This window comes from Methylobacterium adhaesivum (genome assembly GCF_022179065.1).
Taxonomy (GTDB): domain Bacteria; phylum Pseudomonadota; class Alphaproteobacteria; order Rhizobiales; family Beijerinckiaceae; genus Methylobacterium; species Methylobacterium adhaesivum.
The window spans coordinates 103,123-124,802 of record NZ_BPQD01000008.1; the positions used below are offsets into that span (position 1 = coordinate 103,123).

Genomic DNA, 21,680 nt, shown 5'->3' on the forward strand with positions numbered 1-21,680 from the left:
GTTGAAGGCGACCGACCGATCCGTTAACTCGGTGCTCGTGTGAGCAAGTGCAGCATGCGCTGCCCTTGCGCCCCGGAGCCGGGTTGGCGAACCATCGCCACGCGGGCCGGCGCCGCCCCGCTGCCACGAAAGGGTCCACGTCTCCATGAGCGCCAACAGCACCATCTCCGTGGGCGACGCGCAGGTCGAGCTGCCGATCAAATCCGGCACCATCGGCCCCGACGTCATCGATATCGGCAAGCTCTACGCCAAGACCGGCAAGTTCACCTTCGATCCGGGCTTCACCTCCACCGCCTCGTGCGAGTCGAAGATCACCTACATCGACGGCGACGCCGGTGTGCTGCTCTATCGCGGCTACCCCATCGAGCAGATCGCCGAGAGCGGCGACTTCCTCGAAACCTGCTACCTCATGCTGTTCGGCGAATTGCCGACTCCGGCTCAGAAGGCCGATTTCGATTACCGGGTCACGCGCCACACCATGGTGCACGACCAGATGAACCGCTTCTTCCAGGGCTTCCGCCGCGACGCCCACCCGATGGCGATCATGGTCGCCTGCGTCGGTGCCCTGTCGGCGTTCTACCACGACTCGACGGACATATCGGACGACAAGCAGCGCATGATCGCGAGCCTGCGCATGATCGCCAAGATGCCGACGCTCGCCGCGATGGCGTACAAGTACTCCATCGGCCAGCCGTTCGTGTATCCGAAGAACGATCTCGACTACACGTCGAACTTTCTGCGGATGTGCTTCGCGGTGCCGTGCGAAGAGTTTAAGGTCAACCCGATCTTCGCCCGCGCCCTCGACCGGATCTTCATCCTTCACGCCGACCACGAGCAGAACGCCTCGACCTCGACCGTGCGCCTCGCCGGTTCGTCGGGGGCCAACCCGTTCGCCTGTATCGCCGCCGGCATCGCCTGCCTGTGGGGCCCGGCACATGGTGGCGCCAACGAGGCGGCCCTGAAGATGCTCGAGGAGATCGGGCATCCGGAGAACGTGGCGAAGTACGTCGCGAAGGCGAAGGACAAGAACGATCCCTTCCGCCTCATGGGCTTCGGCCACCGCGTGTACAAGAACTACGATCCGCGCGCGCGCATCATGCAGAAGACCACTCACGAGGTCCTCGGCCAGCTCGGGATCAAGGACGATCCCCTCCTCGAGGTCGCCGTGCAACTCGAGAAGATCGCCCTCGAGGACGATTACTTCATCGAGAAAAAACTCTATCCGAATATCGATTTCTATTCGGGCATCACCCTTAAGGCGATGGGCTTCCCGACCTCGATGTTCACGGTGCTGTTCGCCCTGGCCCGCACCACCGGCTGGATCGCCCAGTGGGCGGAGATGATCGAGGATCCCTCGCAGAAGATCGGTCGCCCGCGTCAGCTCTACATCGGGCCCGAGAAGCGCGAATACGTCCCCATCGATCAGCGCGGCTGAGCCGCGCGCGGGCATCGCTCCGAAAGCCGGCTTTCGGGACGATGCGAGAACAGGAACTCCAAAGCTCCGTCCGGGCGACCGGGCGGGGCTTTCGTTGCAACGGCCGCACGCCGGCCCTCGTCGGGCGTCTGGCCCGGGAAGCCGGGGTGATCGCCGTCAAGAGGCCGGCGCCGGGATCGGCAGAGATCGGCGCCCATCTCGCCGGCGTGCGCGATTCGGTGCCGGATGAGTTTTTCCGCCGCTACAGCGGTGACTGGAACGCCGTCGAGGCCCTGCTGGCGGGGGGTGACGCCTGGTACAGCGTCATGGGGGGCTTGTTTCCGGAAACCGCCATGGCGATCGTTCGAGCCGTGCGAGACGAGAACGCCGCCACCGCGCGGGCCCTGGATGCCGGGCTCCCACCGCTCTGGAGCCTGTTCAGGGAATTTTTGAGCCCGCGCGTGATGTATATCTGCGCCGAGGTGCGCGGTCTCTGCCGAACCCAGCCGCCGCGCCCGATCCTGCCCTTGACGAGCTCCGCGCGGGAACGGGTCGTGGACACACTTCGATCCCTCGATCTGCACTGACCATCGCACCGGCGACAGCGCGGATCGGCCGAGTAGCTATCCCTCTGCGGCACGAACCGGCAGGCGGATGAGACGCGGCCGCCAGATGCCCAGTACGACGTTGGCCGTCGCCACCACGAGAAGAACCCACAGGGTGTTGGCTTCGGCACCGAGGGACTGGCCGAGAAAGGCCGGATCGCCCGCGCCGGCGAGCGCAGCGGCGCTGAGATCGCCCTCCTGCCGCATCGGCCCCTGCACGTAGACCAGGCCGCCCTCGAACATGAGCACGCCCGTGGCGAGCTTCGCCCAGGCCCAGCCGCTGTTGTGGAAGGCGCGTTGTGCGAGGGCGAGCAGACCCGACAGCAGGGTCAGGGCGAGGGACGGCAGGAAGATCCAGGTCGCCACGGCCCCCATGGCACCGCGCATCAGGGCGTAGCCCGCCAGGGAGGTCGGCGGGGGCGTGACGCTCAGGAGAACGAGGAGGCACGCCATCGCTCCCGCGAGTCCGATGGCCCCCATCGTGTGGAGGAATTTGATCGCGCGTCGCACGGTGTCCGGATCTTGATCCCGGTTGGTCTGCCGAAAGGCTATCTTAAGCCCCAAGCGCAGTCGATCACGCCGCGCGCTTGGCCCCGAGGACGATGCGCGCCGCACTTCGGCTCGGCTCGTCGCCGCAGGGAAGCCGCATGAGGTCGTCGATCCGCGAGAGGGCTTCGACCTGCGCATCCCGGGCCGGTCCGCCGCTCAGGAGGGGCGCCAGGGCCTCGACGAGGCGCGGGGCGGTGCAGTCGGCCTGGATGAATTCCGGCATGGCGTTGCGCGCAAGAATCAGGTTCGGCAGGACGATGGTCGGTACCTGGATGAGACGCCGGGCCACGGCCTCCTCGATCCGGGACACCTTGTAGGCGACCACCATCGGCACCCCGGCCAGCGCCAGTTCCAGGGTGACGGTGCCGGAGGCCGCGAGCGCCGCGCGGGCCCGGCGGAAGGCGGCGTGCTTGGCCGCTTCGCCATGGACGAGGCGCACGGGCGCGTCCCAGCCAAGGGCCAGGCGCTCGATGAGGGCGCGGTGCCGGGTGACGGCGGGCAGGACCGCCTCGATGGGGCCGACCTGCCGCGTGAGTCGCCCGAGCGTCGCGCCGAAGACCGGCATCAGCCGCTCGATCTCGGAGCGGCGCGAGCCCGGCAGGATCACCAGGGTCGGCGGCGAGGCGTCCCGCGCTCTCGCCTCGCTCGGATCGGGTCGCAGCTCCTGCAGGCGCTCGATGAGCGGGTGCCCGACATAGGTACAGGTCGGCCCGCCGAGGCGGCGATGGGCCTCGGGCTCGAACGGCAGAAGGGCCAGGACGTGGTCGATGAATGGCCGCATCCGCGCCGCTCGCCACGGGCGCCAGGCCCAGACGCTCGGCGACACGTAATCGACGATGGGCAGGTCCGGCATGCGCTTGCGGACACGGGACGCCACCGCATGGGTGAAGCCGGGGCTGTCGATGATCACCAGCACGTCGGGCCGGGACTCGACCACGTCGCGCACGGTCTGGCGGATGCGGCGCAGGAGGGTGCGCAGGCGGGCCGCCACGGGCAGGTAGCCCATGACGGCGACGTCATCGATGGGAAACAGCGAGGCGAAGCCCTCGGCCGCCATGGCCTCGCCGCCGACGCCGCCGAACCGGATCGGCCGATCGGACAGGGCGACGAGCCCACGCATGAGCTTCGCGCCAAGCTGGTCTCCGGAATCCTCGCCCGCCACGAGCCAGATCGTCCTCGGGGTGTCACTGCCGATCATGCGTCGGTCCCCAAGCCGACGAGGAACAGGCCGGCGCGGTCGGCGGCGGCCACCGTCGCGGGCCGGTCGATGATCAGGGTGAACCCGGCCTGGATCGCGAGGCCGGCGCAGCCGGCGGCGGCGGCGGCGGCCACCGTGCGCGGGCCGATGGCCGGCAGATCGACGCGCAGATCCTGTCCGGCCTTGGCGACCTTTACCAGCACCGTCCCGGACTGCGGCGCGCCGAGGCCGAACGGCTTTCGACCCAGCGCTCGGGCGCGGGCCAGCATCCGGTCGGTCCCCTCGGGGCCCTCGACCGCGACGGCGCGCTGGGCCGCCACCACGGCGGCCTGACCGACATCGTAGGGGGCCAGGGCGCCGAGGAGGGCGCGACCCGTGGCGATGGATTCGCGGGCCGCGGCATCCGGCGCGTGACGCCCCATGACGCCTTCCGGACTGAGAAGATCGGGCGCGACCTCGTGGACACCGACGACGCCGTGGCCGTTCTCCTCGAGGAGGGCGAGGGCTCCGCGCAGGAGCCGGTCGTCCCCGCCTCCGGCGATGGCCTTGAGGGCATCACGGTTGCGCAGGGCGGCACCCGCATTGAGGATGGCGGCGGGATTCGGCCGCGACACGCCGCCGGCCGGCACCACGCTCACCGGCCCCCACGCCTTGAGGATCGCCAGCACACCGGCAATGTCGAGGAGATCGACGGATGCCTCTGCGCGGGCGCGCATGGCGCGCTCGGCAAACCCGCGGATCGCCAGGATGCGAAACGGGCGCCCGGCGCGGTCGAGGGAATCGGCCACGAGTTCGGGTAGGCGCCCCGCCCCGGCGACGAGGACGAGGGAGGCCGGCAGCGCCCTCAAGGCGCGCCCGGGCTTTCGCGGGGCGTGCAGATCGAGCGCTTGCCACCGGCTCGGATGAACGCAACGATCTCGGCCACGCCGCGATGGGAGTCGAACTCCGCCGCCACGTCCTCCACCCGCTCCATCAGGGTGCCTTCAGGGGCGAAGAGCAGCCGATAGGCCCGGCGCAGGGCGTGAATGTCCTCGCGGGCAAAGCCCCGGCGCTGGAGGCCGATGATGTTGAGGCCCGACAGATAGGCACGGTTGCCCAGTGCCATGCCGTAGGGAATGCAGTCGTTCTCGAGGCCCGACAGGCCGCCCACGAAGGCATGGGCCCCGACGCGGGCGAACTGGATCACCGCCGCGCCGCCGCCGAGGATGGCGAAATCGCCGACACTGCAATGGCCGGCGAGCATGACGTTGTTGGAGAACACCACCCCGTTGCCTACCCGGCAATCATGCCCGACATGGGAATTGGCGAGGAAGGTGCAGCCGTCCCCGACCGTCGTCTCCAGGCCGCCGCCGGCGGTGCCGGGATTCATCGTAACGCCTTCGCGGATGAGGCAATCGGCGCCGATGGTGAGCGTCGAGGCCTCGCCGCGAAACTTCAGGTCCTGCGGCGGGTGGCCGATGGAGGCGAAGGGATAGAGGCGCGTGCGCGGCCCGATGGCGGTCCGGCCCGCCACGACCACATGGCTGACGAGTTCGCAGCCGTCACCGAGACTGACCTCCGCGCCGATATGGCAGAATGGGCCGACACGCACGTCCGCGCCCAGCGTCGCGCCGTCCTCGATCACGGCGCTGGGATGAATCCCCACGGGCGTCGTCACTCCGTCACCAGCATGGCGCCGATCTCGGCCTGGGCCACCAGCGTGTCACCGACGCGGGCTTCGCCCTGAAACCACCACATCGTCCGGCGTTGATTCAGCTTCGTCATGTGATAGCGCACGGTGTCGCCAGGGACGACGGGCTTGCGGAACTTGCACTTGTCGATGGTCATGAAGAACACCTGCTTGGCCCGCATCTCGTCGGTCATGATGTGCTGACAACAGATGGCACCGGCCGTTTGAGCCATGCCCTCGATGAGGAGCACGCCGGGGAAGACCGGCAGGCCCGGGAAGTGCCCGGTGAACTGTGGCTCGTTGATCGTGACGTTCTTGATGCCGATGCACGACCGGTCACCATCGATCTCGATGATCCGGTCGATCATCAGGAAGGGGTAGCGGTGCGGCAGGAGCTCCAGGACCTTCTGGATATCGGCCGAGCCGAGTTCGCGCGGCATCTCGTTCATCGATCGAATCGTCTCCCTGGCGCGTGGCGGCGCGCGCGGCGCTCCGCCCGGCACGTTCCCGGCCCGCTATTTCGGTGGAGAAAAGTCTTTCGGCAGAAAGCCCGTCAGATGCAAGCCCCGGCCTGCTGAGCCCATTTCCGAATGGCCGTCGCCCACTGAGGAGCAATGGATCAGCACAAATGTGATGGGATTGCCGGCACGGTGAGAGTTGACTGAGTATCCAACCGTGCGCAACCGTACGCGGTAGGCGTTCCCGATCTCAGAGGACGCCACAACAAACGTTAGAATTTTTCGCAGGTGTTTTGACGACCATCGTGCGTGAGTCAGATTCTTAACGCGCCCACATTTTTTATAGGGCAAATCGACTAGATAAGAGTGATCTCTGCGCCGGTTTCGTCACCTGCGAAGCCGATTTCTAACAAATGCTAGGAGCGCCTGTGACGGTGCGTCGGAACAAACTGTGCCCGCTTCCAAGGTAAATCGCTTCCGTCGAAGGCTCGAAAGCCTCCTCCCCCTGTCGATGGCCGACGGTGATCTCTTGGACCGGGTGCTCGCCGACCCGGATCTCGTGCCCGCACGGGCGGATCTCGTGTCGCGTCACGACCGGAAGGGTGGCCGCCTCATCCTTGTGGACGGATTTGCCTATCAGTATCGGATGCTGACGAGCGGCCGCCGTCAGATCACGGCCTATCTCGTGCCCGGCGACAGCTACGACCTCGATGCGGCTCGCGAGAACGGGTCTGACCACGCTGTCATGGCGCTCACCTCGGTCCGTAGCGTGCATCTCACAACGGCCGAGGTCGCGGTCCTATCGCTGGATCACCCGTCCATCGCCGAGGGCTTACGCCTCGTTGGCCGCATCGAGGAGGCAACCCTGCGCGAATGGCTGGTCAACATCGGGGGACGTCCGGCGCTTGAGCGGATCGCTCACCTCTTCTGCGAACTCGACAGGCGTCTGCATGCGGTCGGGCTCGTGGACCAGGACCGGTTCGAGATGCCGATCACCCAGTACGATCTCGCCGACACGGCGGGCCTCTCGAGCGTCCACGTCAATCGGACGATCCAGGAATTGCGCCGCCAGGGCCTCATCGCCCTCACGGGGCGGTCGCTCACGATCCTCGACCGCCCTTCGCTCCAAGCCCTGGCGGATTTTCAGCCACGCTATCTTCGCCTGCGCGCCTCGGCCTGACGCCGCCTCACGGGCAATATATCCGCCGCCGGATCACTCCTTCGGTTCGACTCCGGGGGCGCGTTCCGCCAGGCGGGCCAGAGTGGTCAGCTCGCGGAACCAGGCGCGGACGGGCTTGGCCGGCGTTCCGCCCCAGCGGCTACCGGGTGGCACGTCGCGGTTGACGTTCGAGGAGCCGGCGATCTGCGCGCCCATGCCGATCCGCAGGTGGCCGACGACGCCGACCTGACCGCCGAGGACCACGTAATCCTCCAAGGTGGTGGACCCGGAGATGCCGACACCCGAAACGATGACGCAGTGACGTCCGATTACGACGTTGTGGGCGATCTGGACGAGGTTATCGATCTTGGTCCCCTCCCCGATCACCGTGTCCCGGCTGGCGCCCCGGTCGATGGTGGTGTTGGCACCGATCTCGACATCGTCCTGTACGATGACGCGGCCGATCTGCGGCACCTTGAGATGACCGCCCGGTCCCATGGCGAAGCCGAAGCCGTCCTGACCGAGACGCGCGCCGGGATGGACGATCACCCGGTTACCCACGAGGGTATGGGTGAGAGTGGCACCCGCGCCGATGGCGCAGTCGCGACCAATCCGGACGTTCGGTCCGAGAACGGCCCCTGGACCGATCACCGTGCCGGAACCGATCTCCGCGCCGGGACCGATCACCGCGCCGGGATCGACGCGGACCCCGTCCTCGAGCCGGGCCTCGGCATGGACATGGGCGCCGGAGGCGACACCCGTGGATCCGAACAGGGAGGCCGGCCGCATGGCATCGGGATGAAGCCGTCCGAGAAGGCCGGCATAGGCACGGTAGGGATCGCGCAGGACGAGGGCGACGGTCCCGCTCGGGACACGCGGAGCGAAGCGCGGCGAGACGAGGCAGAGACCGGCCCGCGTCTGCGCCAGGGCATCACCGTAACGGGCGTTGTCCATATAGGCGACGTCGCCCGGGCCGGCGGTCTCGAGGGGCGCAGCCCCCGTGAGAATCGCGTCCGGATCGGTGCCCGGAGGGAGTGAAACGCCAAGAGCCTCGGCGATGGCGCCGAGGCTGAGGGTAGTATCGGGAGAGAAGAAGATCGGATCGGCCATGACCGGCAACGCGCCGCCCTCCGAAAAGGGCGACGCTGCTCTCGGATCAGAAGCGCGAGCCGCCGGAGAACCGGAAGGCCTGGAGTTGGTCCTTGCCGACGCGGCCGAACCGTCCGTTGCCGAGGTCCACCTTCACGCCCTCATCTTTCGTCAGGGCGTAGGCGTAATCGAAGCGGATCGGGCCGAGCGGCGAGTTCCACAGGATCGATGCACCGATGGACGAGCGGATCACCGCCTTGTCGTGGACGTTCACGCATTCCGGTTCGACGGCGATGGCGTTGGTGTTGAAGTTACACGCCCCACCGGGTGCAATGCCATTGATGAAGCCATCGCCGTTGACGTCGAACTGCCGACGGCCGTTGTAGCCGAACAGCGTACCGGCATCGGCGAAGACCGCGCCCTTCAGGCCGAGATCCCGCGGGATACCCCAAATCGGGAACTGAACCTCGAGGGTACCGCCGACATAGGTGCTGCCGCCGACGGCGTTGGAGCGGCTGTCGGCGATACCGACGTCGCGCGGGCCGATACCGTTGGGAGCGAAGCCGCGGACGAGCGACGGTCCGAGGAAGAACTGGTCGGTGATCCGCAAGGGCTCATCGTTGAGCGCCGAGATGTGACCACCCTGCAACCGGACGAAGCCGACGACGTCCTCGTAGAACTCCTTGTAGTACCGGGCATCGCCGGTGACGCGGAAGAACTTCGAGTCGCCGCCCAGACCCGCGATATCGGGCTTCAGCTCGGCATAGAGGCCGTTGCGGGGCAGGCCGATGTTGTCGAGGGTCGAGTAGGCGAGCGTCAGGCCGGCCAGCGACGTGAGCGTGTTGCCCTGCGACCCCTTGAGGGCGATGGAGGCCTCGCCGTCATAGGCGCAGTTCGGGTAGGCCGCCTGACCGGCGACGCTCCGCCCACCGACGCTCTGGCTGAACGTACCCTCCGGATAGACCGCCGTGTAGCCCGGGATCGGGTTGGAGCAGTCGTTGTATGGCCGGCGGAGGGTGTTCGGGACCCGCAGTTCGGTGTTGTACAGCGAGTACCGCAGCGTAACGCCGAATTCTTCGGTGATCGGCAGGCCGACGCGAAGCTGGCCGCCGTACACGGTGGTCTCGTAGCGCGAATAACGGGTCTGGTCGGAGTACTTGTAGAAGGCGTCGAAGCCGGCGGCGAGGCGATAGCCGAGGAAGTATGGCTCGGTGAACGAGAAGTCGACACCGCGGGCATACTGGCCGGCGGTTCCGGCGACGCGGACGTACTGGCCGCGGCCGAGGAAGTTCGACTCGGAGACCGAGACCTCGCCGATGATGCCGTCCTGGGTCGAGTAGCCACCGGCCACCGAGAATGACCCCGTGGGCTGATCCTCGACGTCGATGTTGATGATCACCCGGTCGGCGGCCGAACCCGGCTCGTTGGAGAAGCGGACCTTCTTGAAGAAGCCGAGGCCGTTCAGGCGACGCTCGGCCCGGTCCGTGAGCACGCGGTTGTAGGCGTCGCCCTCGGTGATATCGAGTTCGCGGCGGATGACGTAGTCGCGGGTGCGGGTGTTGCCGCGGATGTTGATGCGCTCGACGTAGACGCGCGGCCCATCTTCGACGACGAAGCCGAGGGCGACCGTGTGGGTCGCCGGATCGCGCTGACCCGTGGGACGCACCTGGGCGAAGGGATAGCCCTGGCGGGCGACCTGATTGGTGACGCCGCTGAGGGTCCGTTCGACATCCTCGGCGTTGTAGACGTCGCCGACCTGGGCGCGGACCTCGCCGTCGAGGCCCCGGGCATCGAGGCCGGGTAGGCGCGAATCGATGGCGACGGCGCCGACCTTGTACTGCTGGCCTTCCTCGACGATGACGTCGATGACCCAGCCGGCATCGGTTTCCGCCTCGACGTAGCGGGCATCGGCCTTCACGACGCGGAAGTCGGCGTAGCCGTTCTTGAGGTAGAAGCGCCGCACGAGGTCGAGGTCGTTGGTGATCCGGTCGGGATCGTAGACGTCCGAGGTCTTGATGAACGACAGGAAGTTCATCTCCGACGAGGACATGAGCTCCTTGAGCTTGGAATCGGAGTATGCCTGATTGCCGGTGAAGTTGATCGCCTTGATACCGGTCTTGTCGCCTTCCTCAATGACGTAGATCACGTCGAGGCGGCCGTTCGGCAGGTCGACGGTGCGGAAGCTCACCTTGGCGCTGCCGCGGCCCGACCGACGATAGATCTCGCGGATGCGCTGCAGATCGGCGGTGATGATTCCCTGGTTGTAGGGCCCGCGCGCCTTGGCCTCGATCTCGGCTTCGAGGGTGGCCTTCTCGACCTTCTTGTTCCCCTCGAACACCACGCGGTTGATGATGTTGTTCTCGCGGACGCTCACGACGGTGCTGCCGCCGCTGCGCGACACCTTCACGTCGGAGAACATGCCACTCGCCAGCAGGTTGCGGCGGGCTTCCTCGGGAGAACCGGAGGCCGTGCCGGTCACGTAGGACCGGATCGTATCGGAATCGACGCGCTTGTTGCCCTGGACGACGATCTGCTCGGCCTGCGCCGTGCCACCGAGAACCAACCCTGCGGCTGTGGCGGCGACTAGGACGATGGTCTGCTCCGCCGACTTACGTCGGCGCTTCCCCGTCATCGACATCATGTAATCGCCCGTCTCTTTTTTATCAGTACGGGTTCGCACCCGCGGACAGGCGCCGGTTATCCCGGTCATCCCGTCATCTGGTCCCAAGCTCAGCTTCTACCGAGTTTCCCGATCGAAGCAAACGCCGCGGCGTTCTTCCCACTGGGGATTTCGGGGACACGTGGCCTTCCGGTCACGGACGGACGACCAGCATCGCTGAACATGGTTAAGAAAGCGTCTACGCGGGACGGCCGCGCGGCGGATACCGCCACGCGGTGAGGGACTTGCGCTCATTCCGCCCCGTCATGCGACGGCGTTCAGGTGCCGCGGGAACTCCAAGACGCACCGAGATTGAGGACATCGTTCCAGGCGGCGAACAGCATGAGGAACAGGACGAGGGCCAGCCCGATCCGGAAGCCGATCTCCTGCGTACGCTCGCTCAAGGGCCTGCCGCGAACGGCCTCGAGGGCATAGAACAACAGGTGTCCCCCATCGAGCAGCGGCACCGGGAACAGGTTCAGGAGCCCGATGGACACGGAGAGAAGCGCGATCAGGCCAATCAGGCCGCCGGCGCCGCCGACCTTGGCGACTTCCCCCGAGACCCGGGCGATGCCGATGGGCCCGGACAGCTGGTCGGCGGATTCCCGACCGGTCACGAGCTTGCCGATATAGTCCATGGTGCGGTCGACGACGAAGTAGGTTTCGTACAGGCCGTGTCCGACCGACTGCACGAGGCCGTACTGGACGAGCTTGGCCTCGCGCCCCTCGGGGCTCCGGATCCCGAGGCGACCGAAGCGGTGGCGGCCGAACGGCGTCCGCTCCTCCACGCCATCGGGAATCGCGGTGAGAATCTTGGTCTCCCCGGCGCGCTCCACGGTGATGGCGAGGCTGGACCCGGCGCTCGTGGTGACTGCGCGCTGCATATCGTTGAAGTTATTCACCTTCGCGCCGTCGATGGCACGGATGATGTCGCCTTGCTGGAAGCCGGCGCGCTCGGCGGCGCTGCCCGGCAGGACCGCCTCGACGCGAGCGGGGATCTCGTAGCGACCGCCGAAATAGATCGCCCCGGAGAACAGCACGATGGCAAGGAGGAAGTTGGCGACGGGGCCGGCGACGACGATGGCCGCACGCTTGGCCAGGGGCTGCGTCGCGAAGCTCGTCGCACGCTCCTGCGGGGTCATCCGGGCGACGGCCTCCGAGTCCGGCACGCTGGCGCCGTTGGCGTCGCCATGAAACTTGACGTAGCCGCCGAGCGGCACCGCCGAGAGTTTCCAGCGGGTGCCGTGACGATCGTTGAATCCGAAGAGTTCCGGGCCGAACCCGAGGGAGAAGGCGTGGACGCCGACCCCGCACCAGCGGCCGACGAGGAAATGCCCCATTTCGTGCACGAACACCACGACGCTGAGGACGATCAGGAACGGGATCGCGTTGCCGAAGAAGCCGGCGGCCGTCCCGCCCATCGCTGTTAGAAAGTCCATCGTCGATCCTCGCGGCGGCGCACCGGCCCACCCACTCGCCTTAGCAGATCGGAACCCCGGCCGGCGAAAGCAAATCCGTCAGGATGGTTGTGCCGCCGCATGGAGGCAAAGACCAGACGGAAACCCGGCTTTCCTGCGATCGCGGTAAAGACCCGACTCGCCTAGTGGCCGCCGCCACCGGCCAAAGCGGCACGCGGTCGGCGGATGAAGGGCACGGCGCACGCCATGAGCAGGAACAGTCCCGTCAACACCAGGAACACGTCGGTGAAGCTCATCACCAGCCCCTGGATGCGGACGGTGTTCATCATCGCCTTGAGGGCCATGGCATCGGGGTCGCCGCCCAGTCCCTCGAAGCCCCGGCGCATCATCTGGAGACGTTCCAGCACGGCGGTGTTGGTCCAAGTGAAGCGCTCGTGCAGTCGGGCAAGGTGGAGGTCCCAGCGGTCGTTCAGCACGGTGTTGATGAGGGCGAGGCCGACAGCCCCGCCGAGGTTGCGCGTCAGGTTGTAGAGGCCCGACGCATTCTTCATCCGGGCGGGCGGCAGGGTGCCGAGCGCGATGTTGTTGATGGGGATCATGCACAGCATCAGCGAGCAGCCGCGCAGGATCTGCGGCACAAGCAGCTCGCCGAAATCCCAATCCTTGGTCAGGCCGGTGACGAGCCAGGTGCCGGCGGCGAAGCCGACGAAGCCGAGCCCCATGGGGATGCGCGGATCGACCTTGCCGAGGAAGCGGCCGGCGATGGGGGCGGTGGCGAACATGCACAGGCCGGAGATGAACATGGTCTCGCCGATTTGCAGGGCCGAATAGCCGCGCACCCGCCCGAGATAGACCGGATAAAGGTAGGTCAGGCCGTAGAGCCCGATGCCGAGGACGAAGCTGAACAGGCAGCCGGCGGCGAAGTTGCGGTCGGAGAAGGCACGCAGATCGACGATGGGTTCCCGCGCCGTGAACGCGCGCCAGAAGAAGGCCGGACCGGCGACGGCGCAGACCACGGCGCAGGCGAGAACCGCCTCATCGGCGAGCCAATCGTGGTTCGGCCCCTCCTCCAGCACGTATTCGAGGCAGCCGAGCATCAGCGCCATGAACACGAGGCCGTACCAGTCGAAGCGGCGGAACAGGGCGAGGTTCGGCTCGTCGAAATCGACCAGCCAGTAGGTCGAGGCCGTCACCACGATGCCCGGTACCACGTTAATGAGAAACAGCCAGTGCCAGTCGAACAGATCGGTGAGGTAGCCGCCAACCGTTGGGCCGATGGTGGGGGCGAGGGTCGCGACAAGACCGATCATCGGCGACACGATGGAGCGCTTCGAGGGCGGGAAGATCGTGAAGGCCGAGGCGAACACCGTCGGGATCATGCCGCCGCCGATGAAGCCCTGCAGCGCACGCCAGACGATCATCTGGTTGATGCTGGTGGAGGTGGCGCACATCAGGCTCATCAAGGTGAAGCCCCCGGCCGAGATCACGAACATCCACCGGGTCGAAAGCACCCGCGACAGGAAGCCCGACAGGGGAATCGCGATCACCTCGGCGATGAGGTAACTCGTCTGCACCCACGGGATCTCGTCGCCCGAGGCCGAGAGGCCGGCCTGGATCTCGGCCAGCGACGCCGACACGATCTGGATATCGAGGATGGCCATGAACATCCCGAACACCATGCAGACGAACGCCACCATACGGCGGCGGTCGAGGGGCGGTTCGGCGGCGGGCGCGGCGGCGCCTGCGACGGTGGCGGCCATGGCGGCGCCTACGGCCGCATCGCGGCGGTTCGCGTCACCGCGTCTCGGGTATCGACCCGGACGGTGACGGAGAGGCCGGGCCGCAGCAACCCTTCACGGGCGACGTCCTCCGGAACGTGCACGCGCACGGGTAGGCGCTGCACGATCTTGGTGAAGTTGCCCGTGGCATTATCGGGCGGCAGGAGGCTGAACACCGATCCGGAGGCGGGCGACAGGGATTCCACCGACCCGACGATGTCGCGGCCCGGATAAGCGTCGACGGCGATGTGGACGCGTTGGCCCGGCCGCATCTGCTCGACCTGGGTTTCCTTGAAGTTGGCGTCGATCCGCACGCTCTGAAGCGGCACCAGGGCGGCGATGCGCGAGCCCGGCGACACGTAGGCGCCCGCCTCGACGGCCTTGTTGCCGATCACGCCGTCGAACGGCGCATGTACGATGGTGAAGGCGAGGTCGCGGGCGGCGCGCCGCTCAGCCGTGCGCAACTCGGCGGCGAGGCCCTCGGCCTCCGTGCGCTGCGCCCGCAGGACTTCGACCTGCGCCTTCATGGCGACGAGGGACGCCTCGGCGCCCTTCTCGGCGGCCTGGGTGCGGTCGCGGTCGGCTCGGGCCTGCTCCATGCGGGCCTTGGCGACGAAATCCACCTTCTCGAGCTGCTGCTGGCGCACGTAGTCGGCGGCGGCCCGCACGGAATCGGCGCGGGCGGCGTCGATCTGCGCCGCACTCTGCAGGAGCTGAGCCTGGGCCGCCTCGATCTGCCGCCCGATGCGGGCGATGGTGGCCTCCTGGGTGACGAGCTTGTCGTGCGCCGCGTCCTGCGCGAGGCGGTAATCGCCGTCGTCGATGCGGGCGATCACGTCGCCGGCCCTCACTGCCTGGCCATTCACCACGGGCACCGCCGCAAGGTAACCGGGCACCTTGGCGGCGAGCACGGAGATGTCGGCCTGAACGTAGGCATCGTCGGTGGAGACGAAGAAGCGCCCGACCGTCCACCACTCGTGGGCCTTGAGGCCGCCCCCGACGAGGATCGCCAAGGCGAGGGTCGCGAGAATCACCCGACGCACCCGCTTGCGCGGCGACTTCACCAGCTGTGCCTCCCCCGGGGGCGCGACGTTCGCCGACGGCGGTGTGGCAGCCTGGCGCGAAGCTGACGGTGCTTCGGACGCGGATGGATCGACCGTCGATGGATCGTCGCGGTCGCCGGACTCGCGCAGGGTCATCAGTACCCATCCTACCAGAAGATTGACCGAACCGTTCGGTCAATACCCGAGGGCATCTTGAGCAGCGCCCGGAGATTCGGTAGGTAAATTGACCGAACGGTTCGGTCAAGACAGCGGACGGCACGATGGTGAACGGGGTGAAGGCGACGGGTGCGCGCAGCGCCGAGGTGGATGGACCGGGCGCCCGGGCGCCCGAGACCGACAAACGCCGGCAGATTCTCGAAGGCGCTCGCACGGTTTTTCTGACAGCGGGCTTCGACGGGGCGAGCATGGGTGAGATCGCCCGCGTGGCCGGCGTCTCGAAGGGCACGCTCTATGTCTATTTCGACAGCAAGGAGGGGCTGTTCGAGGCTTTGACCACCGCCGAGCGTCAGGGGCTAGCCGAGGCCCTGTTCCGGCTCGATGCCGACGATCCCGATGTGGCCGGGGTCCTCGCCCGTCTCGGACACAGCTATCTCACCGAGTTGTCGCGCCCCGATCAGGTGGCGGTGATCCGGATGGTGATCGGGGCGACGGAGAAGTTCCCCCGCTTCGGCCAGGCCTTCTACGAGGCCGGCCCGGTCAAGGGTGTCACGCGCCTCACCGCCTATCTTTCGGCCCAAGTGGCAGCGGGGCGCCTCGTGGCCGCCGACACCGAACTCGCGGCGATGCACTTCCTGCACCTGTGTCAGGCCGGACTTCTCACCCGTCTGCTGTTCGCGGTGGGCGAGGCGGTGACGGAGCAGGCCATCGCCCATCGGGTGGACGAGGCGGTGCGCGTGTTCCTCGCGGGCTACGGGCCGAAGGATCGATAACGTCCCACCGTAGGTGAAGCCTTATGGCCCCGGGATTCCGACGGGATCATCCCTTCGGCGGGTGTCGGGCAGAGCCCGACGGTTTCCCAGGGCTCTGCCTTCGCGGCCCGGTCTTCAACGAATGCCGGCGGTCCCCGGGAAGGTACCGCGCGTGCTCAGGCGGCCAGGGCCTGGCTGCTCCAGGCACGAACCTCGGCGTCGATGGCCAGGGCCTCGTCGACATCGGCCGGGGCCTGCCGGTGGATACCGGCGAAATGGGTGCAGGCGCGCTCGACGAGGTCGCTGATCCCGTAGAAGCCGATGGCGCCCCGGATGAAGGCGGCCACGGCGATCTCGTTGGCGGCGTTCATCACCGTGGGGGCGGCGCCGCCATCGCGCAACGCCGCCCTGGCGAGCCGCAGGCACGGGAAGCGCGCCTCGTCCACGGCCTCGAAGGTGAGGCTGCCCACCGCCGCGAGGTCCAGCACGCGACCGCGCGCGATGGTGAGGCGCTCGCCCAAACCGAGGCAATGCGCGATGGGCACGCGCATGTCGGGCATGGCGAGGCCCGCCGTCACGGCGCCGTCGCGCCAGGTGACGAGGCCGTGGATGATGGATTGCGGATGCACGATGGCGTCGAGGCGGTCGGCCTCGAGGCCGAACAGGTGGTGCGCCTCGATGAGTTCGAGGCCCTTGTTCATGAGCGAGGCCGAATCGATGTTGATCTTCATGCCCATGGACCATGTCGGATGGGCGGCGGCGTCCTCGGGCGAGGCGGCGGCGATGCGCTCGGCGGTCCAGGTGCGGAACGGGCCGCCGGAGGCCGTGATCGTCATGGTGGCGACGTCCGCGACCTTGCCGTCGCCCAGGGCCTGCGCGAGGGCGTTGTGCTCGGAATCCACCGGCAGCAGGGTGGCCCCGTAGCGCTTGGCGTCGCGCATGAAGGCGTCGCCGGCGCAGACGAGGCTCTCCTTGTTGGCGAGCGCCACCGTGCGGCCGAGACGCAGGGCCGCGTGGGTCGGACGCAGGCCGGCGGCACCGCTGACGGCGGCCATGACGATGTCGGCGTCGCGGGCGACGGCCTCGAGGACGGCGCTCTCGCCCGCCCCGTTGGGAATGCCGGTGCCGGAGAGAAGGTCCTTCAGGGCGGCGCCCTGCGAAGCGTCGGCCAGGGCGACGAAATCGGCGCCGATCTCACGCGCGAGCTTGGCGATGGCCTCGGCGTCGCGGCCGCCGACCAGGGCGCCGGTGCGGAAACGCTCCGGATGCTGGGCGAGGAGGTCCGTGGTGGACCGGCCGATGGAGCCGGTGGCGCCCAGGATGGAAACGGTGAGACTCAACGGAGACGTTCCTTCAGACCGCGCCCATGCGATGCGCGAGGAGATACAATCCGGCCAGCAGCGCCACGGCGGCGAAGCCATCGAGGCGGTCCATGACGCCGCCGTGACCGGGAATCGAGCGGCCGGAATCCTTGACGCCCCAGTGCCGCTTGAGGGCGGATTCGGCGAGGTCGCCGGCCTGGCTGAACACCGATGCGGCGGCGCTGACGAGTCCGACGAGGAGGAGCGAGGTCGCCGCGAGGGCGCTCCCGCCATGGTCCCGAGCGATGATCACGGCGCCGATGCCGGCGGCGGTGCCGGCGGTGAGGCCGCCGAGGGCCCCGGACCAAGTCTTCTTCGGGCTCACGGCCGGCATCAGTTTCGGGCCGCCGAAGGTGCGTCCCGTGATGTAGGCGACCACATCCGTGGACCACACCACGGCGAACATCCAGGCCGGGCCGAGGATGCCGATGGCGGGATCGTCGCGCAGCCCCGGCGGCACGAGGGCCACGACGGCGCCCCCGGCGAGACCCGCGACGGCCCGGCCCCGGGCCGCCCCGTCCCGAGCTACGATCAGGAGCCCGGTGATACCGGCCGCCGCCACCGCGACGAACACGAGGGGGGACGCCCCCTCCCGCAGGCACAGGGCGAGGCCTCCGAGCGTCACGGCGATGACGGCGACGAGGAGCCGGCGCGGGCCCGTGCGGCTCATGCCGATCCATTCCGCCGTGCCGACGACGGCGGCGGCGAGCCAGATCAGGGCGAAGAGGCCGCCGCCGATGACGAGGGCCGAGACGACGAGGGCGGCCAGGACGACGCCCGAGACGAGGCGCAGCTGGAATTCGCGCCCCGCGAACGGATTGCGGCGGGCGCCGGAGGCCGCCTCGTTGGGAAGTCCCGTCATCAGCTCTGGCCGCTGAGACCACCGAAGCGCCGGTCGCGGCGATGGTACTCCCCGATGGCGGCGACGAAGGTGTCGTGATCGAAGTCCGGCCACAGGGCCGGCGTCGTCACGTACTCGGCATACGCCGTCTGCCAGGTGAGGAAGTTCGAGAGGCGCATCTCGCCCGAGGTGCGGATGACGAGATCGGGATCGGGGATGCCGGTGGTGTCGAGGGCCGCCGTGACGGCGTCGCTGTCGATCTCCTCCGGCACCGCGCGCCCGTCCGCACAGGCCCGGGCGAGGGTCCGGATGGCGCGGACGATCTCCTGGCGCCCGCCGTAATTGAACGCGACCACGAGGGTGAGGCCGGTATTGGTCCGGGTCATCGCCTCGGCCTCGTCGAGGAGCCCTGCGATATCCGGGCTCAGGCCCTCGCGGTCGCCGATGATGCGGACCCGCACGTTGTTGCGGTTGAGATCGGCGAGATCCCGGCGCACGAACAGCTTGAGCAGACCCATGAGGTCGGCAACCTCGGCCGGCGGCCGGCGCCAGTTCTCCGAGGAGAAGGTGTAGATAGTCAGGTAGTCCACGCCCAGATCGATCGCCGAGCGCACGGCCCGGCGCACGGCCTCGACGCCCCGGCGATGGCCCTCGACGCGGGGGAGGCCGCGCCGGGCCGCCCAGCGCCCGTTCCCATCCATGATGATGGCGACATGCGCCGGGGCCGGCAGTGCCAGACCCGCTGGCAGGCGCGGCGCTCCACCCGGCGCGGCCTGCGACCGGATCGAACCATCCTGCCCTTCCGCCGCTCCGGCCTCGATGTGACGCGCGCCCTCGATCCGACCCAACGCGCCCCTCCCCTGCCTCGTCCCGTCCGCTCACGAATTCGGTGGGAGCGAAAATCGCTTCCGTCGATACGGACGCGATTCCATACCGTCGTGCGTGCGCGTTCTTTCCCTAGAAACCGACCTCTTCTAACGTGGAGGGGTCCTAAACCTGCATGATTTCTTTTTCCTTGGCGGCCAGGACGCCATCGATCTCGGCAATGTGTGCATCGGTAGCCTTCTGGACTTCGGCGGCCTGACGCTTCTCATCGTCCTCGCTGATGGCGCCGTCCTTCTCGAGCTTTTTCAGGTGATCGAGGCCGTCGCGGCGGACGTGGCGGACGGCAACGCGGGCCTCCTCCGTGTACTTGTGCGCGACCTTGACCATCTCCTTGCGGCGCTGCTCATTCATTTCCGGAACGCGCAGGCGGATGGTCTGGCCTTCCGTCTGCGGGTTCATGCCGAGATCCGACTCGCGGATCGCCTTCTCGACGGCGCCGATCATGCCGCGATCCCACACGGAGATGCTGAGCAGGCGCGGCTCAGGCACGCTCACGGTGGCGACCTGCGCCATGGGCATCATCGCCCCGTAGGCATCGACCTGGATCGGATCGAGGATGCTCGGCGTCGCGCGGCCCGTCCGCAGGGAGCCGAGGTCGCCCTTGAGGGAGGTCACGGCGCCCTGCATGCGGCGCTTGATGTCGTTCAAATCGAATTCGGGGATGGCAGCCATGCGTTCAAAAGTCCCGACGCGAACGGAGTGAAGGGGGCCGGGCCTCGGGGCCCGTTCAGCGGCTTCAATGAACCAAAACCCCGTGGCCCGCAAATGGGCTTCGGGCTTTCACCGCCGCCGGCTCACGGAACCACGCGGGTGGCGGGGGCCTCTCCCGTGAGGATCGCCCGGATCGAGCTCGGCGCATGCACGGAGCCGACCACGATGGAGAGCCGGCTCTCGCGCGCGAGGGCGAAGGCGGCGGTGTCCATCACCTTCAGGTCGCGGGCGATGGCCTCGTCGTGGGTGAGGCAATCGTAGCGGGTGGCGGAGGGGTCGGTCTTCGGATCGGCCGAGTAGACGCCGTCCACCTGCGTCGCCTTCAGGACGGCCTCGCAGCGCAACTCGGCCGCGCGCAAGACTGCCGCCGTATCGGTGGTGAAGAACGGGTTGCCGGTGCCGCCGGCGAGCACGATGACCTGGCCCTTGTCGAGGTGGTGCAGGGCCGGCTGACGCGCGAAGGTCTCGCAGATGGTCGGCATCGACACGGCCGACATGGTGCGGGCGGGAACGCCGGCGGCGTTCAGCGCCGTTTCCAGGGCGAGCGAATTCATCACCGTCGCCATCATGCCGAGCGAATCGCCGGTTGCGCGGTCGATCCAGCCGGCGGACGAAATGCGCGCCCCCCGGATCATGTTGCCGCCGCCCACGACCAGGGCGAGCTGGATGCCGGCCTCACGGGTGCGGGCGATGTCCTCGGCGATGCCGGCGAGCGTCGGTGGGTGAAGCCAGTAGCCGTCGGGGGCGGCCAGGGCCTCCCCGGAGAGCTTCACGAGGACGCGGCGAAACGGTGTGGTCTCCGGCATCGAGCCAGTCCCCTCAAATCCGGTCCTGTCACGAACCGGAGAGCCAATCGGAAGCGGAGGGGTGTCTAGCGCAAGCAGGGTCGAAACGTCGAGGGGCGGCGGCCTCGCGGCCACCGCCCCCCAGGGTGTTTTCGTCGTCGCCGAAGCGAGGATCAGCCGCGGGCGGCGGCGGCCACCTCAGAGGCGAAGTCCGGGGCCTCTTCCTTCTCGATGCCCTCGCCGAGGGCGTAGCGCACGAAGGCTTTGAGCTTGACCGGAGCGCCGGCCTTGCCTTCGGCTTCCTTGAGGACCTGCGTGATCGTCTTCGAGCCGTCGTGCACGAAGGGCTGCTCGAGGAGAGTGACCTCCTTGTAGTAGCTCTTCAGGCCGCTCTCGACGATCTTGGCCAGCACGTTCTCGGGCTTGCCGGCGTTCTTCTCGCGCAGGATGTTGATCTCGCGATCGAGGATCGTCTGATCGACGCCGGCCGCATCGAGGGCCACCGGGTTGGTGGCGGCGACGTGCATGGCGATCTGGCGGCCGAGGGTGGAGAGCACCTCGACGTCACCCTCGGACTCGAGGGCGACGAGCACGCCGATCTTGCCGAGGCCGTCGGCGACCTGACCGTGGACGTAGGAGGAAATCACGCCCTTGGTCACGTCGAGCTTGGCGACGCGGCGCAGGGTCATGTTCTCGCCGATGGTGGCGATGAGGTTCGCGAGGCTGTCCTTGACGGTCTCCTGGGCACCGGGGAACTTCGCGGATTCGAGGCCCTCGAGGGTGCCGTCGGTGTCGAGGGCGAGCTTGGCGGCCTCGCGGGCGAAGCCCTGGAAGCTGTCGTTGCGGGCGACGAAGTCCGTCTCCGAATTCACCTCGACGAGGGCGGCGTGATGCCCGGCGGACTCAACCGCGACGAGGCCCTCGGCGGCGACGCGGCCGGCCTTCTTGGCGGCCTTGGCGAGGCCCTTCTTGCGCAGCCAGTCCACGGCGGCTTCGATGTCGCCATCCGTCTCGTTGAGGGCGCCCTTGCAGTCCATCATGCCCGCGCCGGTCTTTTCGCGAAGCTCTTTCACCAGTGCGGCGGTGATGTTGGCCATGGCCTGTCCTTTCTGGGACTCTTGAAGTGCGG

20 protein-coding genes are annotated in these 21,680 nt (G+C 68.0%); 4 read left to right on the top strand and 16 right to left on the bottom strand.

The genetic code is table 11. The annotated features are described in order from the left end of the window. Positions 1 to 145 precede the first annotated feature (145 nt). Positions 146 to 1,435: a citrate synthase gene (gene gltA, locus MFF01_RS10030; protein ID WP_238224598.1), complete on the top strand. Its 1,290-nt coding sequence runs from the start codon at positions 146 to 148 to the stop codon at positions 1,433 to 1,435. A 41-nt stretch (positions 1,436 to 1,476) separates the two neighbouring features. Further along, entirely contained in the window at positions 1,477 to 2,001 is a 525-nt protein-coding gene (locus MFF01_RS10035; RefSeq protein WP_283207176.1) for a dihydrodipicolinate synthase family protein, read from the top strand. A gap of 36 nt (positions 2,002 to 2,037) precedes the next feature. Here MFF01_RS10035 and MFF01_RS10040 read toward each other — a convergent pair whose 3' ends face one another. The 5 genes from MFF01_RS10040 to fabZ form a co-directional block, all read right to left on the bottom strand. Then, positions 2,038 to 2,529 carry a hypothetical protein gene (locus MFF01_RS10040; RefSeq protein ID WP_238224609.1) on the bottom strand — a complete coding sequence of 164 codons (492 nt, stop codon included), beginning with the start codon at positions 2,527 to 2,529 and terminating at the stop codon, positions 2,038 to 2,040. Positions 2,530 to 2,593: 64 nt separating this feature from the next. Then, a complete protein-coding gene (gene lpxB / locus MFF01_RS10045) occupies positions 2,594 to 3,766 on the bottom strand; it encodes a lipid-A-disaccharide synthase (protein WP_238224618.1) in 1,173 nt (390 codons plus the stop codon). Beyond that, on the bottom strand, positions 3,763 to 4,614 hold the full coding sequence (locus tag MFF01_RS10050) for an LpxI family protein (RefSeq protein ID WP_238224633.1): 852 nt from the start codon (positions 4,612 to 4,614) through the stop codon (positions 3,763 to 3,765). The genes lpxB and MFF01_RS10050 overlap by 4 nt, the downstream gene beginning before the upstream one ends. Next, positions 4,611 to 5,423, bottom strand: a complete 813-nt coding sequence (lpxA, locus tag MFF01_RS10055; protein WP_238224635.1) for an acyl-ACP--UDP-N-acetylglucosamine O-acyltransferase — start codon at positions 5,421 to 5,423, stop codon at positions 4,611 to 4,613. Before lpxA ends, MFF01_RS10050 begins: the two co-directional genes overlap by 4 nt. Then, complete coding sequence (fabZ, locus tag MFF01_RS10060) at positions 5,420 to 5,875, bottom strand: 3-hydroxyacyl-ACP dehydratase FabZ (protein WP_373319718.1); 456 nt, start codon at positions 5,873 to 5,875, stop codon at positions 5,420 to 5,422. Before fabZ ends, lpxA begins: the two co-directional genes overlap by 4 nt. Before the next feature lie 556 nt (positions 5,876 to 6,431). Here fabZ and MFF01_RS10065 point away from each other — a divergent pair. Beyond that, positions 6,432 to 7,073 carry a Crp/Fnr family transcriptional regulator gene (locus tag MFF01_RS10065; protein WP_238224829.1) on the top strand — a complete coding sequence of 214 codons (642 nt, stop codon included), beginning with the start codon at positions 6,432 to 6,434 and terminating at the stop codon, positions 7,071 to 7,073. A gap of 33 nt (positions 7,074 to 7,106) precedes the next feature. Here MFF01_RS10065 and lpxD read toward each other — a convergent pair whose 3' ends face one another. From lpxD to MFF01_RS10090, 5 genes are all read right to left on the bottom strand, one after another. Continuing rightward, the gene (gene lpxD / locus MFF01_RS10070) at positions 7,107 to 8,162 is read right to left on the bottom strand and encodes a UDP-3-O-(3-hydroxymyristoyl)glucosamine N-acyltransferase (protein ID WP_238224646.1); all 1,056 of its coding nucleotides are present in this window, start codon (positions 8,160 to 8,162) and stop codon (positions 7,107 to 7,109) included. Positions 8,163 to 8,208: 46 nt separating this feature from the next. Continuing rightward, entirely contained in the window at positions 8,209 to 10,782 is a 2,574-nt protein-coding gene (bamA, locus tag MFF01_RS10075; protein WP_238224648.1) for an outer membrane protein assembly factor BamA, read from the bottom strand. Positions 10,783 to 11,078: 296 nt separating this feature from the next. After that, positions 11,079 to 12,239 carry an RIP metalloprotease RseP gene (gene rseP / locus MFF01_RS10080; protein ID WP_238224650.1) on the bottom strand — a complete coding sequence of 387 codons (1,161 nt, stop codon included), beginning with the start codon at positions 12,237 to 12,239 and terminating at the stop codon, positions 11,079 to 11,081. 161 nt (positions 12,240 to 12,400) lie between these two features. Beyond that, positions 12,401 to 13,978 carry a DHA2 family efflux MFS transporter permease subunit gene (locus tag MFF01_RS10085; protein ID WP_238224660.1) on the bottom strand — a complete coding sequence of 526 codons (1,578 nt, stop codon included), beginning with the start codon at positions 13,976 to 13,978 and terminating at the stop codon, positions 12,401 to 12,403. 8 nt (positions 13,979 to 13,986) lie between these two features. Beyond that, positions 13,987 to 15,195 carry an HlyD family secretion protein gene (locus MFF01_RS10090; RefSeq protein WP_238224662.1) on the bottom strand — a complete coding sequence of 403 codons (1,209 nt, stop codon included), beginning with the start codon at positions 15,193 to 15,195 and terminating at the stop codon, positions 13,987 to 13,989. A 125-nt stretch (positions 15,196 to 15,320) separates the two neighbouring features. On the opposite strand from MFF01_RS10090, the gene MFF01_RS10095 reads away from it, so the two are divergent. Continuing rightward, a complete protein-coding gene (locus tag MFF01_RS10095) occupies positions 15,321 to 15,989 on the top strand; it encodes a TetR/AcrR family transcriptional regulator (RefSeq protein WP_238224671.1) in 669 nt (222 codons plus the stop codon). Positions 15,990 to 16,144: 155 nt separating this feature from the next. Here the strand turns inward: MFF01_RS10095 and dxr are convergent, their stop codons facing one another. From dxr to tsf, 6 genes are all read right to left on the bottom strand, one after another. Beyond that, positions 16,145 to 17,308 (bottom strand): 1-deoxy-D-xylulose-5-phosphate reductoisomerase, encoded by a 1,164-nt coding sequence (gene dxr / locus MFF01_RS10100; RefSeq protein WP_238224673.1) that lies wholly within the window; start codon positions 17,306 to 17,308, stop codon positions 16,145 to 16,147. A 13-nt stretch (positions 17,309 to 17,321) separates the two neighbouring features. Further along, positions 17,322 to 18,191, bottom strand: a complete 870-nt coding sequence (locus MFF01_RS10105) for a phosphatidate cytidylyltransferase (RefSeq protein WP_238224676.1) — start codon at positions 18,189 to 18,191, stop codon at positions 17,322 to 17,324. Continuing rightward, positions 18,191 to 19,018 (bottom strand): isoprenyl transferase, encoded by an 828-nt coding sequence (locus MFF01_RS10110; protein ID WP_373319714.1) that lies wholly within the window; start codon positions 19,016 to 19,018, stop codon positions 18,191 to 18,193. Before MFF01_RS10110 ends, MFF01_RS10105 begins: the two co-directional genes overlap by 1 nt. A gap of 142 nt (positions 19,019 to 19,160) precedes the next feature. After that, entirely contained in the window at positions 19,161 to 19,727 is a 567-nt protein-coding gene (frr, locus tag MFF01_RS10115) for a ribosome recycling factor (RefSeq protein ID WP_238224678.1), read from the bottom strand. Positions 19,728 to 19,849: 122 nt separating this feature from the next. Then, a complete protein-coding gene (pyrH, locus tag MFF01_RS10120; protein WP_091969818.1) occupies positions 19,850 to 20,572 on the bottom strand; it encodes a UMP kinase in 723 nt (240 codons plus the stop codon). 152 nt (positions 20,573 to 20,724) lie between these two features. Further along, the gene (gene tsf, locus MFF01_RS10125; protein WP_238224686.1) at positions 20,725 to 21,648 is read right to left on the bottom strand and encodes a translation elongation factor Ts; all 924 of its coding nucleotides are present in this window, start codon (positions 21,646 to 21,648) and stop codon (positions 20,725 to 20,727) included. Positions 21,649 to 21,680 lie beyond the last annotated feature (32 nt).